The 13,203-nt window shown below is 73.4% G+C and carries 10 protein-coding genes; 4 read left to right on the top strand and 6 right to left on the bottom strand.

Annotated elements, in window-relative coordinates:
- Both Tsedi_RS11885 and parC read right to left on the bottom strand, forming a co-directional pair.
- A partial coding sequence (locus tag Tsedi_RS11885) for a Uma2 family endonuclease (RefSeq protein ID WP_143896883.1) occupies window positions 1–278 on the bottom strand: 278 nt, incomplete at its 3' end.
- Between the two features lie 55 nt (window positions 279–333).
- On the bottom strand, window positions 334–2,760 hold the full coding sequence (gene parC, locus Tsedi_RS11880; RefSeq protein WP_246099282.1) for a DNA topoisomerase IV subunit A: 2,427 nt from the start codon (window positions 2,758–2,760) through the stop codon (window positions 334–336).
- Window positions 2,761–2,821: 61 nt separating this feature from the next.
- Between parC and Tsedi_RS11875 the strand changes: the two genes are divergently transcribed.
- A complete protein-coding gene (locus Tsedi_RS11875; RefSeq protein WP_143896881.1) occupies window positions 2,822–3,202 on the top strand; it encodes a diacylglycerol kinase in 381 nt (126 codons plus the stop codon).
- Window positions 3,203–3,216: 14 nt separating this feature from the next.
- Here the strand turns inward: Tsedi_RS11875 and Tsedi_RS11870 are convergent, their stop codons facing one another.
- From Tsedi_RS11870 to Tsedi_RS11860, 3 genes are all read right to left on the bottom strand, one after another.
- A complete protein-coding gene (locus Tsedi_RS11870; RefSeq protein WP_246099280.1) occupies window positions 3,217–4,851 on the bottom strand; it encodes a phosphoethanolamine transferase in 1,635 nt (544 codons plus the stop codon).
- A 135-nt stretch (window positions 4,852–4,986) separates the two neighbouring features.
- The gene (locus Tsedi_RS11865) at window positions 4,987–6,345 is read right to left on the bottom strand and encodes a histidine kinase dimerization/phospho-acceptor domain-containing protein (RefSeq protein ID WP_143896878.1); all 1,359 of its coding nucleotides are present in this window, start codon (window positions 6,343–6,345) and stop codon (window positions 4,987–4,989) included.
- Window positions 6,332–7,015, bottom strand: coding sequence for a winged helix-turn-helix domain-containing protein (locus tag Tsedi_RS11860; protein ID WP_143896876.1), 684 nt, complete (start codon window positions 7,013–7,015; stop codon window positions 6,332–6,334). The genes Tsedi_RS11865 and Tsedi_RS11860 overlap by 14 nt, the downstream gene beginning before the upstream one ends.
- Window positions 7,016–7,237: 222 nt before the next feature.
- On the opposite strand from Tsedi_RS11860, the gene Tsedi_RS11855 reads away from it, so the two are divergent.
- Together Tsedi_RS11855 and Tsedi_RS11850 are read left to right on the top strand one after the other, a co-directional pair.
- Window positions 7,238–7,993, top strand: coding sequence for a phosphatase PAP2 family protein (locus Tsedi_RS11855; RefSeq protein ID WP_185970669.1), 756 nt, complete (start codon window positions 7,238–7,240; stop codon window positions 7,991–7,993).
- A 40-nt stretch (window positions 7,994–8,033) separates the two neighbouring features.
- Window positions 8,034–9,587: an ArnT family glycosyltransferase gene (locus Tsedi_RS11850; RefSeq protein WP_221934230.1), complete on the top strand. Its 1,554-nt coding sequence runs from the start codon at window positions 8,034–8,036 to the stop codon at window positions 9,585–9,587.
- Window positions 9,588–9,615: 28 nt separating this feature from the next.
- Here the strand turns inward: Tsedi_RS11850 and Tsedi_RS11845 are convergent, their stop codons facing one another.
- Window positions 9,616–11,583, bottom strand: coding sequence for a DNA topoisomerase IV subunit B (locus tag Tsedi_RS11845; protein ID WP_143896871.1), 1,968 nt, complete (start codon window positions 11,581–11,583; stop codon window positions 9,616–9,618).
- A 377-nt stretch (window positions 11,584–11,960) separates the two neighbouring features.
- Between Tsedi_RS11845 and Tsedi_RS11840 the strand changes: the two genes are divergently transcribed.
- Window positions 11,961–13,181 (top strand): MFS transporter, encoded by a 1,221-nt coding sequence (locus tag Tsedi_RS11840; RefSeq protein WP_143896869.1) that lies wholly within the window; start codon window positions 11,961–11,963, stop codon window positions 13,179–13,181.
- Window positions 13,182–13,203 lie beyond the last annotated feature (22 nt).

Raw genomic sequence — 13,203 nt, 5'->3', positions numbered from 1 at the left:
TGGTGACGCGGATCGCAGGTGACCATCACATCCGGGTAGTAGATGCAGCGCTGCTTGGCCACCCGCAGCTTGACGTCGGTGAGGAACGTGCGGCACGGGGTGCCGCACAGGTGGTGGCGCAGCAGGGTGTAGACATTGCCGGCGATGACGTTGTGGCGCAGCGAGGCGCCGGTCTTCGCGTAGATCTGACCGTCCACGTATTCGTGCCGGGTCGGCTGCGCAGCCTCCCAGCGCAGGTAGTCGTCTTCGTCGATCCAGGCCAGGGCGGCGGCTTTCATCGCGGGCTTGCGGTGCTCTGCAACGTCGCGTGACAGTCTAGCGCGGCGCGCCGGCTCACGCCAGCGCCGGCCACACCCGCACCACCTTGAACCCCAGCCGCGCCTCGCGGCCCTTGCGCGCGCGCGCGGCCTGCGCCTGGTCGAGGACGCGCGGGCCCAGCGTCTCCGCGCGCGGCTTGCCGCCGCGGCCAGCTCCCTCCACCTGCACGCCGGCACCGGGCGGCACGACCACCGCAGCGGCCAAGCGGTCGCCATCCTCCAGGCTCATCAGCATCAGACCGCGGCCGCCACCGGCCTGGCGACGCAGTTCCTGCAGGCCGAACACCAGCACGCGCCCCTGCTCGCTGACGCAGGCCACGCGCGCGCCTTCGCCGGCGCCATCGGCCCGCGGCGCAAGCGTGGCCACGCCCTGCGCCATCGCCCATTGCATGCGGCCGTGGCCCGCCACCGGGCTCGGCGGACAGACCGTCTCGCCCTCGGCCACCGTCAGGAACGCCTTGCCCGCCTTCAGCCGCGTCGTCATGTCCTCCACGCTGGCCAGCAGGCCGTAGCCGCCGCTGGTGGCCAGCAGCCACACGCTGGCCGCCGGGCCCACCAGGTAGTGCAGCGGCGCGCCGCTGGCTCCCAGGTCGACGAACGCGCTGATCGGCTGGCCGTCGCCGCGCGCGCTGGGCAGGCTCGCCACGGGCACGCTCCAGACCCGCCCGTCGCGTCCCAGCGCCACCAGCGTGTCCACGCTTCTGCACTCGAACGCCGCGTAGAGCGCATCGCCGGCCTTGAACGTGAACGCCGCCGCGTCGTGCCCGTGGCCGCTGCGCGCGCGCACCCAACCTTTTTGCGAGACGATCACCGTCACCGGCTCGTCCACCACCTTGACCTCGGCCACCGCGCGGCGCTCGGCCTGGATCAGCGTGCGGCGGGCATCGCCGAACGCGCGGGCGTCGGCCTCGATCTCGCGCACCAGCAGGCGGTCCAGGCTTTTCGGGCTGGCCAGCACCTCCTCCAGCCGCGTCTGCTCCGCGCGCAGCTCGCCGAGTTCCTGCTCGATGCGGATCGCTTCCAGCCGCGCCAGCTGGCGCAGGCGGATCTCCAAGATGTCCTCGGCCTGCCGCTCGGTCAGCGCAAAGCGCGCCATCAGCGCGGGCTTGGGCTCGTCGCTGGCGCGGATGATCGCGATCACCTCGTCGAGGTTGAGCAGCACCACCTGCCGCCCCTCCAGGATGTGGATGCGATCCAGCACCTGCTGCAGCCGGTGGCGCGTGCGCCGCGTGACGGTGTCGCGCCGGAACGCGATCCACTCGAGCAGGATCGTGCGCAGCGGCTTGCAGACCGGTCGGCCGTCGCGCCCGACCACGGTCAGGTTGACCGGCACCGAGGTCTCCAGGCTCGTGTGCGCCAGCAGCTGGTTGACGAGCTCGGCCTGCGCGATGCGGCTGGAGCGCGGCTCGAACACCAGCCGCACCGGCGCCTCCTTGCTCGATTCGTCGCGCACCGTCTCCAGCACCGCCAGCAGGCTGGCCTTGAGCTGCAGCTGCTCCTGCGTCAGCGCCTTCTTGCCCGGCTTGACCTTGGGGTTGGTCAGCTCCTCGATCTCCTGCAGCACCAGCTGCGCGCTCACCCCCGGCGGCAGCTCGGTGACGACCAGCTGCCACTGCCCGCGCGCCAGCTCCTCGATCGTCCAGCGCGCCCGGACCTTCAGGCTGCCACGGCCGGTCGCATAGGCGGCGCGGATGTCGTCGGCGCTGCTGATGATCTGCGCGCCGCCGGGAAAGTCCGGCCCCGGCAGGCGCTGCAGCAGGTCGTCCTCCGGCAGCTCGGGGTCGCGGATCAGCGCCACGCAGGCGTCGGCCACCTCGCGCAGGTTGTGGCTCGGGATCTCGGTGGCCAGCCCGACGGCGATGCCGCTGGCGCCGTTGAGCAGCACGAACGGCAGCCGCGCCGGCAGCTGGCGCGGCTCCTCGGTGGAGCCGTCGTAGTTCGGCACCCAGTCGACCGTGCCCTGATCGAGCTCGTCGAGCAGCAGCGCGCTGATGCGGCTCAAGCGTGCCTCGGTGTAGCGCATCGCGGCGGCGCCGTCGCCGTCACGGCTGCCGAAGTTGCCCTGGCCGTCGATCAGCGGGTAGCGCTGCGCGAAGTCCTGCGCCATGCGCACCAGCGCGTCGTAGGCAGCCTGGTCGCCGTGCGGGTGAAAGCGGCCCAGCACGTCGCCGACCACGCGCGCGCTCTTGACCGGCTTGGCCGGCTGGCTGCGGTTGGGCCCGCCCCAGCCCAGCCCCATGCGCTGCATCGCGTAAAGAATGCGCCGCTGCACCGGCTTCAAGCCATCGCAGACATCGGGCAGCGCGCGGCCCTTGACGACGCTGAGCGCGTATTCGAGGTAGGCGCGCTCGGCATAGGCGCCGAGGTCGGTCGTCTCGCCGCCGTCATCGGCGGCCGTCGGGGCGAACAGGTCGGTGGTCTCGTCCATCAGGGTGCGTAGCATATCGGCTCGACGCCCGCTCCTTCGTGCCAGAATCGCGCCACCCCGATCGCTGCCGTCCCCGATGCCCCCCTCCCCGCCCCCGAAGCGCCGCGGCCTGATGCGGCTGCTCTACGCGCTGCGCTACTCGCTCGACGGCCTGCGCGCCGGCTGGCGCGAGCCGGCGTTCCGGCAGGAGCTGGTGCTCGGCGTGGTGCTGCTGCCGGCGGCATGGCTGCTCGGGCGCACCTGGGCGGAGATGGCGCTGCTGGTCGGCGCGGTGATCGCGGTATGGGTGGTGGAGCTGCTCAACACCGCGGTGGAGTCGGTGGTGGATCGCATCGGGCCGGAGTGGCATTCGCTGGCCAAGCGCGCCAAGGACCTGGGCAGCGCCGCCGTGCTGCTGTCCCTGTTGTTCGCCGGCGGGGTCTGGGGCGCGGCACTGTGGAGCTGGTGGCGCGGCTGACGGCTGACGGCCCTTCAGCCCGCGCGGCGGCACGCCGCCAGCAGATCGCGCCCGGCGTCCACCACGGCGCTGCGCACGCCGAACAGCCCGGCGACGGTGTGGAACACATGGTCGTGCGAGGCCGGCTCCTGCGCGCGCCGCTGCAGGCAGGCCCAGTCCAGCCCCAGGCGCCGCTGCATCGCGTCGTTGGCCCACAGCAGCATCGGCACTTCCTTCTGCTCGCGCGGGGCCACGGCGTACGGCATGCCGTGCAGGTACAGCCCGCCCTCGCCGAGCGACTCCCCATGGTCGGAGACATACAGCAGCGCCGTGGGGCCACGCCGCTGCGCCAGCCAGCCGATCAGCTCCGCCAGCACATGGTCGGTGTAGCGCAGCGTGTTGTCGTAGGCGTTGACGATGTGCGCCGGCTCGCACGCCTGCAGCTGCGCCGTCGTGCACTCCGGCTGGAACGGCTTGAACCCCGCCGGCGTGCGCTTGAAGTAGGCCGGCCCGTGGCTGCCCATCATGTGCAGCACCGCCAGCGTCCCCACCCGGCGCGCCGCATCGGGCAGGGCCTGCAGCGCGCCGGGCAGCTCGCGCAGCAGGATTTCGTCGTGGCATTCGTCGCCACGGCACAGGCCCGGGACCTGCAGATGGTCGGTCTGGCGCGACGGCACGCGCGCGCACACGCCCTTGCAGCCGGACTGGTTGTCCAGCCACGTCACCGCCAGCCCCGCGCGCTGCAGCAGGTCGAGCAGGTTTTCCTGCGCGCGCGAGGGGTTCCAGCGCGCCCGTCCCTCCGGCGCGAACAGGCACGGCACCGAGGTCTGCGTGTTGGTGCCGCACGAGGTGACGGCGACGAACGATACGATCGGCTGCCCCTGCTGGATGAGCGCGCGCAGGCGCGGCGTGGTGTCGCGCGCGTAGCCGTTCAAGCCCCAGTTGGCCGCGCGCGCCGTCTCGCCGACCACCAGCACCACCAGCGGCGCCTCGTCCTCGCGCGCCGCCGCCGGCAGCGGCTGCACGTCCAGGCCGATGGGCTGCAGCGGCTCGGACGCGAGCGCGCGCTGGCCCACGCCGTGGCGCAGCGCCGCGTAGACGCTGTTGTAGGGATTGATCAGGTAGCGCAGCGCGCGGTCGTTGCGCATCAGCGCCGCCAGATCCTGGAAGCTCAGCCACAGCAGGGCGACGGCCAGCGCCAGCGCCGCCGCGCCGACGCCACCGCGCACCAGCAGCGCGCGCCGCGCCGGCCAGCGCCGCACCGGCAGGCGCCACCACAGCCAGCCCGGCAGCGCCACGCCCAGCACCAGCGCGACCAGCAGGCCGGGCGTCAGCAGATCGCGCGCCTCGCGCCAATCGGTCTGGAACACGTTGGCCGCCATCGACGCGTCGACGACGATGCCGTAGGCCAGCATGAAATAGCTCGCCACCGCAGCCAGTGCCAGCAGCGCCACTCCCACCGGCCGGCGCAGCGGCCCGGCCGCCAGCCACGCCAGCACCGCCAGGTTGACCAGCGCCAGCGCCAGCCCCCAGGCCAGTGTCACCACCCAGCCGCGCCAGCCGAGCGCGGCCTGCGCGCGCAGCACCGCCGACCACAGCGGCACGTTGCCAACGGTAGCCAGCCAGCCCGCCAGCAAGGTCAGGGCGGCCAGCGGGTGCCAGCCCCGCACGCCACCCGCCCCTGACGAGCCCGCGTCGGCGCCTCCACTCGGCTCCATCTGCCGGTCATCTCTCATGGCCGCGCAGGATGGCGCAGCCAGCTTAGCGCAGCCTTAAGCCACCGACCGGGGGTTGGCGGGCCGAGGTCAGGCGGCCAGGGCGTTCGTGGACAGGGGCTGCGGGACCGATCCCCACGCCAGTGCATAGCCGGTCACCCAAGGGGGCGGCAGGCCCTGCAGCCGCTCCAGCCTCGCCCCCTCGTGCTGGGCGATGCGCTCCACCAGCGTCAACCCCAGGCCCAGCCCCCCGCGGTCGGATGGCGCCTCGGCCCTCGCGCCACCCTCGTCCAGTACCTCGACGGCGACCGTTCCATCGGCGCGCGGGCCGACGCGCACCCGCACCCGCGCCTGCACCGGGGTGTGGCGCAGCGCGTTGTCGATCAGGTTGCGCAGCGCCAGCCGCAGCAGCGTCGGCCGACCGCGGACGACGGTGGGATGGCCTTGCACCTCTGGCGGGGCACGCACGCCGCCCATTGCCGCAGCGCATTCGTCCGCCACATCCCGCGCCAGCGCGTGCAGCTCCACCGGCTGCACGGCTTCCCCGCCCGGCGCGTCGGCGCGCGCCAGCGCCAGCAACTGGGTCAGGATCTCGCCGGCGCGCAGCGCCTCGCGCTCCACCGTCTGCAGCGCGGCCTCGCCGGCCGGCGTGCCGGCCTGCAGCCGCGCCAGCCGGGCCTGCCACACCAGCGCCGTCAGCGGCGAGCGCAGCTCGTGCGCCACGTCGGAGGTGAAGCGCCGTTCACGCTGCCACAGCGCCTGCAGCCGCTCCACCAGCACCTGCAGCGCCCGCTGCACGCGCTGCAGTTCCAGGTAGCGCTGCCTTGGCGGCAGGCCCTGCGCGGTCTGCGGATCGAAGCGCTGCAGCGCCTGCGCCAGATCGGACAGCGGCGCCAGCCCGCGCCGGATCGCCCAGCCCAACAGCAACGCCACCAGCGGCAGCAGCACCACCGCCGGTCGCACCAGGTGCTCGGCCACGTCGCGCCCCAGTTCCGCGTGGCGGCTGGTGTCGAGCCCCACCGCCACCCGGCGCGGACCATGCGTGGCGACGAACCAGCGCCAGGTGCGCACCTCGCCGGCCCGCGGCAGCACCAGCGTGTGGTGGCCCGGCGGCAGCGCCGGCGGCAGCCGGGCCGCCCAGCCCTGCGGATCCCAGCGCGGCGCCCCGCCCTCCCAGATCACCACGTGCAGTTCGGGCGCGTATCGCGGCTCCACCGGCACCCGCGCCGGCAGCGCCGTGCCGTCCGCCGACGACCCGCCCCCCGGCACCGGCGTGGTCAACAGCAGGCGCGCGCTGGCCACCAGCTGACCGTCGCTGATCTCGCGCGCCTCGTGCACCGCGGTCTGATAGGCGCTGGCCACCAGCGCGACCCACACCGCCAGCAGCGTGGCCAGCACCCACGCCAGCAGCCGCCGGTCCAGCCGCGGCGCGCGCTCAGGACGCGCCATCGCCGTCCCCCGGCCGTCGCGGAATGGTGTAGCCGACCCCGCGCACGGTCTGGATCAGGTCCTCGCCGAGCTTGCGCCGCAGGTGGTGCACGTGCACCTCCAGCGCGTTGCTCTCCACCGTGTCGTCGAAGCCGTACAGCGCCTGCTCGAGCTGCGCACGCGTCAGCACGCGGCCGCGGGCGCGCAGCAGCGCCCACAGCAGCGCGAACTCCTTGGCGCGCAGCGCCACCGGCTGACCGTCGCGCCACACCGCGCGCGCCGCCGGGTCGACCCGCAGGGCGCCGTGGCGCAGCACCGCCTCGGCCTGGCCGGCGCTGCGGCGCAGCGCCACGCGCATGCGTGCCAGCAGCTCCTCCGGCGCAAACGGCTTGACGAGGTAGTCGTCGGCGCCGCTATCCAATCCCTCCACGCGGTCGGCCAGCGCGTCACGGGCGGTCAGCACCAGCACCGGGGCGCGCAACCCGGCGGCACGGCGCGCCCGCAACCAATCGACACCGTCACCGTCGGGCAGGCCGCGATCCAGCAACACGAGGTCGAACGGCTCGGCCTGCAGCGCACGGCTGGCGCAGGCCAGCGTCGCACAGACGTCGCAGCCGTGGCCCTGCGCGCGCAGCAGCGCGGCCACGCCCTCGGCGATGGCGGCGTCGTCCTCGACGATCAGGATGCGCATCGGCTGCCAAACCGGACTTGGGTGGATTTCGACGCGACGCCGAAGCGGACGTTAAGGGCGGCTTAAGGCACTCCGGCATCCAATCACGAACCCGCCTCCGGCGTCGCCGCTTCGTCACGCAACGTCGTTACGCTGAGTTCGCATTCTGCCGTGTCCGTCCCCATGGTTTGCCACGCTCCCCCCTCGTCCACCGGCGGTTCGTCCCCTTCATGGTCATGGTCGGTGCCGGCGCTGCTGCTGGCCGCAGCCCTCCTCGTCGGGCTCACGATGCCCCCGGCGCAGGCGATGGCGCACGCGCAGCGCTGGGCCCAGGCCGTGCCGGATCTCGTGTGGTATGGGCTCACCTGGCTCGGTGACACCCATCTGGCGCTGGCGTTGTTCGTCGCCGCCGCGCTGCTGGGGCGACACCGCGCGGCGCTGCCGGCGCTGCTCTGGAGCCTGCTGCCGGCCACGTTGGCTACCCATGCCTTGAAGATGATCGTGGCGGCACCGCGGCCGGCGGCGGTGCTGCCGCCGGACCAGCTGCACGTGGTCGGCGAGGTGCTGCGGCACGGCAGCTTTCCCTCGGGCCACACGGTCACCGCATTCACGCTGGCGGGCTGCTGGGTGCTGGCGGCGGCGCCCCCGCGTCGGTGGGTGGCGGCGCTGGTGGCGCTGCCGCTGGCGGCGGCCGTGGGCGCCTCGCGCGTGGCGGTCGGCGCCCACTGGCCGCTGGACGTGGCGGTGGGCGCGCTGCTCGGCTGGCTGTGCGCGGCGCTGGCGGTGAAGCTGGCACGGCGCTGGCCGCTGCCACCCGCGCTGGGCGGGCGGCGCGCGGCGGCGCTGGCGGCGCTCGCGCTCGGGCTGACGCTGTGGACGCGCACGCTGCCGGTCACGGTGGCGCCGCTGGCCTGGATGCTGGGCGGGCTGGCGATCGGGGCAGCGCTGGCGACGCTGACACCGCCGTCGCGGGCCGTATGGCCCCAGCGCGCCCTGTGACGAGGCGGCACGCCCGCCCCGCATCGTGGGCCCCATCGCCATGTTTTCGATGATGACGCACGCCGCACGGCAACCCACCGCCTGGCACGCTCTTGCCGTCTGGCTGCTGCCGCTGGCCGTCTGGTTCACCGGCCTGGGCACGCCGCCGCTGTTCGACGTGGACGAAGGGGCGTTTTCCGAGGCCACGCGCGAGATGCTGGCACGCGGCGACTGGCTCTCGACCTGGCTGCTGGATGCGCCGCGCTACGACAAGCCGATCCTGATCTACTGGCTGCAGGCGCTGGCGGTGGCGCTGCTGGGCCTGCACGAGTGGGCGCTGCGGCTGCCGTCGGCGCTGGCGGCGCTTGGCTGGGGCTGGGCGGCGTGGCGCTTCGCGCGCGAGCAGTGGGACGAGTCCTGTGCCGAGCGCGCGCTGTGGATCGTCGCCACGGCGCTGGGGCCGTGGATCATGGCGCGCGCGGCCACGGCGGATGCGCTGCTGAACCTGTGGCTGGCGCTGGCGGGCCTGGATCTGTGGCGCTTCCTCGGCCACGGGGATCGCCGCGCGCTGCGCCGCGCCTACCTGTGGGTGGCGCTGGGACTGCTGACCAAGGGGCCGGTGGCGGCGCTGATTCCGGCCGCCGCCGGCACGCTGCACTGCCTGCTGCAGCGCGACGCGCGCACCTGGCGGCGTGCGGCGTTGGACCCGCTGGGCTGGCTGATCCTGCTGGCGGTGGCAGCGCCGTGGTACGCGGCGATGCTGGCCACGCACGGGCAGGCGTTCATCGACGGCTTCATCCTGCGCCACAACGTGCAGCGCTTCACCGCCACGCTGGAAGGCCACGGCGGCAGCTGGCTCTATTACCTGGTCGTGCTGCCGCTGCTGCTGCTGCCGTGGAGCGCGGCGCTGCCGGCGGTGCTGGCCCGTCTGCGCGCCGACGTCGGCGAGGCGCTGCCCCGCTACCTCTGGCTGTGGTGCGGCTTCGTGGTGGTGTTCTTCAGCCTGTCGGGCACCAAGCTGCCGCACTACGTCCTCTACGGTGCCACGCCGCTCATGCTGCTGCTGGCGCGGCACCTGCCGGCGCTGCGCGCGCCTGCGCTGCTGGTGCCGCTGACGCTCTTGGCGCTGTGGCCGTGGCTGCCGGCGTTGCTGGCCGAACTGGGCGCACGCACCTCCGACGGCTATTACGCGGCGCAGCTCGCGCTGGCCCCGGCGCTCGCACCCGCGCACTTCGCGGCGGTGACGTGGGCGGCGCTCGGCCTCGGCGTGGCGCTGGCGCTGGCGCCGCGCCGGCCGGCGTGGCGGCGGCTGCAGGCGCTGGCGGCGCTGCAGGCGCTGCTGCTCGGCGCGGTGGTGGCGCCGTGGTTCGGCGACGTGCTGCAGGGCGCGGTGCGCGAGGCCGGCCGGCGCGTGCAGGCGGCGCAGGCGCCGGCGGTGCTGTGGCGCTTCGATGCGCCGAGCTTTGCGGTCTATGCGCGCGCGGTGACGCCACGGCGCGCGCCGCAGCTGGGCGAATGGGCGCTGACGCGGATCGACCGCGTGCCCGCCGACGTGCCGCACACCGTGCTGTACCAGCGCGGCGGCGTCGTGCTGCTGCGGCGCGACCCCGGATGAGGCCCGCGGCGCCGGCCCGGGCGGCTTCTCAGACGTCCACCTCGACCGCGTCGCCCCAGCGCTCCAGCAGCTCGCGCCGCGCCGCCGCCTCACCCTTGCCCATCAGCTGGTGCAGCCGCGCCTGCACCGCCGCGCGGTCGCCCAGCCGCACCGGCAGCAGGCGGCGCGTGTCGGGGTTGAGCGTCGTCTCCCAGAGCTGCTCGGCGCTCATCTCGCCCAAGCCCTTGAAGCGGCTGATCGTGCAGCGCTCGCGCGCCACGCCCTCCTGCGCCACCTTGTCCAGCAGCGCCTGCAGCTCGCCGTCGTCGAGCGCGTAGAACTTGGCCGCCGGGCGCTTGCCGCGCGCCGGCACGTCCACCCGGTACAGCGGCGGGCGCGCGATGAACACGTGCCCGGCCTCGATCAGGCGCGGAAAGTGACGGAAGAACAGCGTCAGCAGCAGCACCTGGATGTGCGCGCCGTCGACGTCGGCGTCACTGAGGATGCACACCTTGCCGTAGCGCAGGCCCGACAGGTCGGCGGCCTCCTGCGGCCCGTGCGGATCGACGCCGATGGCCACCGCGATGTCGTGCACCTCGGCGTTGGCGAACAGCCGCTCGCGCTCCACCTCCCAGGTGTTGAGGATCTTGCCGCGCAGCGGCAGCACCGCCTGAAAGGTCTTGTCGCGCCCCATCTTGGCGCTGCCGCCGGCGCTGTCGCCCTCGACCAGGAACAGCTCGTTGCGCGTCAGGTCGCGGCTTTCGCAGTCGGTCAGCTTGCCCGGCAGCACCGCCACACCGCTGCTCTTGCGCTTTTCCACCTTCTGCGCGGCGCGCTGGCGGCTCTGCGCGGCGCGGATGGCCAGCTCCGCCAGCCGCTTGCCGTGCTCGACGTGCTGGTGCAGCCACAGCTCCAGCGCCGGGCGCACGAAACTGGCCACCAGCCGCAGCGCGTCGCGCGAGTTCAGCCGCTCCTTGGTCTGGCCTTGGAACTGGGGATCCAGCACCTTGGCCGACAGCACGAAGCTGGCGCGCGCGAACACGTCCTCCGGCAGCAGCCGCACGCCCTTGGGCAGCAGCGCGTGCAGCTCCACGAAGCCGCGCACCGCCTGGAACAGCCCCTCGCGAAGGCCGCTTTCGTGCGTACCGCCGGCCGGCGTCGGGATCAGGTTGACGTAGCTCTCGCGCACCAGCGGCCCGTCCTCGGTGAACGCCAGCGCCCACTGCGCGCCCTCGCCCTCGGCAAAGCTCTCATGTCCGGCCTCGGCCCAGCCCTCGCCGGTGATGAGCGGCACGACCGGCTCGGCCGCCAGGCTCTGCGCCAGGTAGTCCGCGAGTCCCCCCTTGTACTGCCACGTCTGGCGCGTGCCCGCCTTCTCGTCCTCCAGCGTCACCGCCACGCCGGGCAGCAGCACCGCCTTGCTGCGCAGCAGATGCTCCAGCTCGGCGCGCGGCAGCTCGGCGCGGTCGAAGTAGCGCGCATCGGGCCATACCCGCACCGTCGTGCCCTGACGCCGCTCGCCCGGCTGCAGCGGCCGGCGCTGCAGCGGCTGCACCACCTCGCCGCCTTCGAACGCCATCGTCGCCACGTGGCCGTCGCGGTGGCTGGCCACCTCCAGCCGGCGCGCCAGCGCGTTGGTAACGCTCACCCCCACGCCGTGCAGGCCGCCGGAGAAGCTGTAGGCACCGCCCTTGCCCTTGTCGAACTTGCCGCCGGCATGCAGGCGGGTGAACACCAGCTCCAGCACCGGGGCGCCTTCCTCCGGATGCAGCCCGTGCGGGATGCCGCGGCCGTCGTCCTCCACGCTGACCGAGCCGTCGGCGTGCAACGTGACGCGGATGCGCCGCCCGAAGCCGGCCAGCGCCTCGTCGGCGGCGTTGTCGATCACCTCCTGCACGATGTGCAGCGGGTGGTCGGTGCGCGTAAACATGCCGGGGCGCTGCTTGACGGGCTCCAGTCCCTTGAGCACGCGGATCGCGCCCTCGGCGTAGGCGGCGGCGGGTGTGGTGTCGGCCATGGCGCGCGATTGTAGGGGGGCCCCGCAGCCATCTTGTGCACACCGCGTGGCGCCCCGCTGCGGCACCGCCGCCTCCCCTTGGTTGCACCGCAGCGCTCTGGGAAAAAACGACAAACCTTTGTTTTATTTTCTATTTTTTCGTCGCTGAAAAAATGAGCAATCCGTTGCAAGGCTTGTGCGACACGGCTTTGCGCAGGCTGGCCACGCCTTGCCCACAAAGTTGTCCACAGGTTGGTGGGACAAGTTCCATCCTCCCCGGCGTTTCAAGGCCTTGGCGCCCATCGTTGGCACGGCGCCGCATGCCCGGCGGCCAAGTGCGGCCGCGCAGGCACCCACGCATCCGGCGCGCCGGATCCCGATCGGCTACGATCGCGCCGATGCACGATCCGCGTCGTCTGTCCCCGGTCCAGGTGCTGCTGTGCGGCGCGCTCGTCGTCACGCTGTCGATGGGCATCCGCCACGGCTTCGGCCTGTGGCTGCAGCCGCTCACGCAGGCCCACGGCTGGACGCGCGAGCACTTCGCTTTCGCGATGGCGGTGCAGAACCTGGCGTGGGGGCTGCTCGGCATCGGTGCCGGCATGCTGGCCGACCGCTTCGGCCCCTACCGTGTGCTGTGGGCCGGCGCGCTGCTGTACGCGCTGGGGCTGGCCGGCATGGCGCTGGCCACGCAGCCATGGCTGTTCACGCTGGCTGCCGGCGTGCTGATCGGCGCGGCGCAGGCCGGCACCACCTACGCGATCGTCTACGGCGTCATCGGGCGCCAGATCGAACCGCAGCGCCGCTCCTGGGCCATGGGGGTGGCCGCCGCGGCCGGTTCGTTCGGCCAGTTCCTGATGGTGCCGCTGGAGGGCTGGCTGATCGACCGCCTGGGTTGGCAGGCCGCGCTGCTGGCGCTGGCCGCCGCGGTGCTGGCCATCGGCCCGCTGGCGCTGGGTCTGCGCGAGCCTGACTTCCGTGGCGGCGCGCCGCTGGCCCGCGAGCAGTCGGTGGCCCAGGCAGTGCGCGAGGCGTTCGCGCAGCGCAGCTTCCAGCTGCTGATGGCGGGCTACTTCGTCTGCGGCTTCCAGGTCGTCTTCATCGGCGTGCACATGCCCAGCTTCCTCAAGGATCAAGGGCTCGGGCCCGGCGTGGCCAGCACCGCGCTGGCACTCATCGGCCTGTTCAACGTCTTCGGCACCTACGCGGCCGGCGCGCTGGGGCAGCGGCTGGCCAAGCGCAAGATCCTGGCGGCCATCTACGCGCTGCGTTCACTGGCCATCGTCACCTTCCTGGCGCTGCCGATCACGCCGGCCAGCGTCTACGTCTTCGCCGCCGTCATGGGCCTGCTGTGGCTGTCGACGGTGCCGCCGACCAACGCCATCGTCGCCCAGATCTTCGGTGTGGCGCACCTGTCGATGCTGGGCGGCTTCGTCTTCTTCAGCCACCAGGTCGGCAGCTTCCTCGGCGTGTGGCTTGGCGGCCTGCTGTACGACCGCAGCGGCAGCTATGACATCGTCTGGTGGCTGGCCATCGCGCTGGGCGTGCTGGCGGCGATGGTCAACCTGCCGGTCCGCGAAGCCCCGCTGCCGCGCGGGCCGCAGCGCGCGGCCACCGCCTGAGCCCCGCCCCATGGACGCGCCC

The sequence above is a fragment of the Tepidimonas sediminis genome, assembly GCF_007556605.1.
In the GTDB taxonomy this organism is placed as follows: Bacteria; Pseudomonadota; Gammaproteobacteria; order Burkholderiales; family Burkholderiaceae_C; genus Tepidimonas; species Tepidimonas sediminis.
This window is presented reverse-complemented; position numbering and strand designations above follow the sequence as displayed.

Excerpts from the sequence above, each read along its gene's own strand:
- parC (WP_246099282.1), bottom strand. The coding sequence starts at position 2,760 with ATGCTACGCACCCTGATGGACGAGACCACCGACCTGTTCGCCCCGACG.
- Tsedi_RS11875 (WP_143896881.1), top strand. The coding sequence starts at position 2,822 with ATGCCCCCCTCCCCGCCCCCGAAGCGCCGCGGCCTGATGCGGCTGCTC.
- Tsedi_RS11865 (WP_143896878.1), bottom strand. The coding sequence starts at position 6,345 with ATGGCGCGTCCTGAGCGCGCGCCGCGGCTGGACCGGCGGCTGCTGGCG.
- Tsedi_RS11860 (WP_143896876.1), bottom strand. The coding sequence starts at position 7,015 with ATGCGCATCCTGATCGTCGAGGACGACGCCGCCATCGCCGAGGGCGTG.
- Tsedi_RS11850 (WP_221934230.1), top strand. The coding sequence starts at position 8,034 with ATGTTTTCGATGATGACGCACGCCGCACGGCAACCCACCGCCTGGCAC.
- Tsedi_RS11845 (WP_143896871.1), bottom strand. The coding sequence starts at position 11,583 with ATGGCCGACACCACACCCGCCGCCGCCTACGCCGAGGGCGCGATCCGC.
- Tsedi_RS11840 (WP_143896869.1), top strand. The coding sequence starts at position 11,961 with ATGCACGATCCGCGTCGTCTGTCCCCGGTCCAGGTGCTGCTGTGCGGC.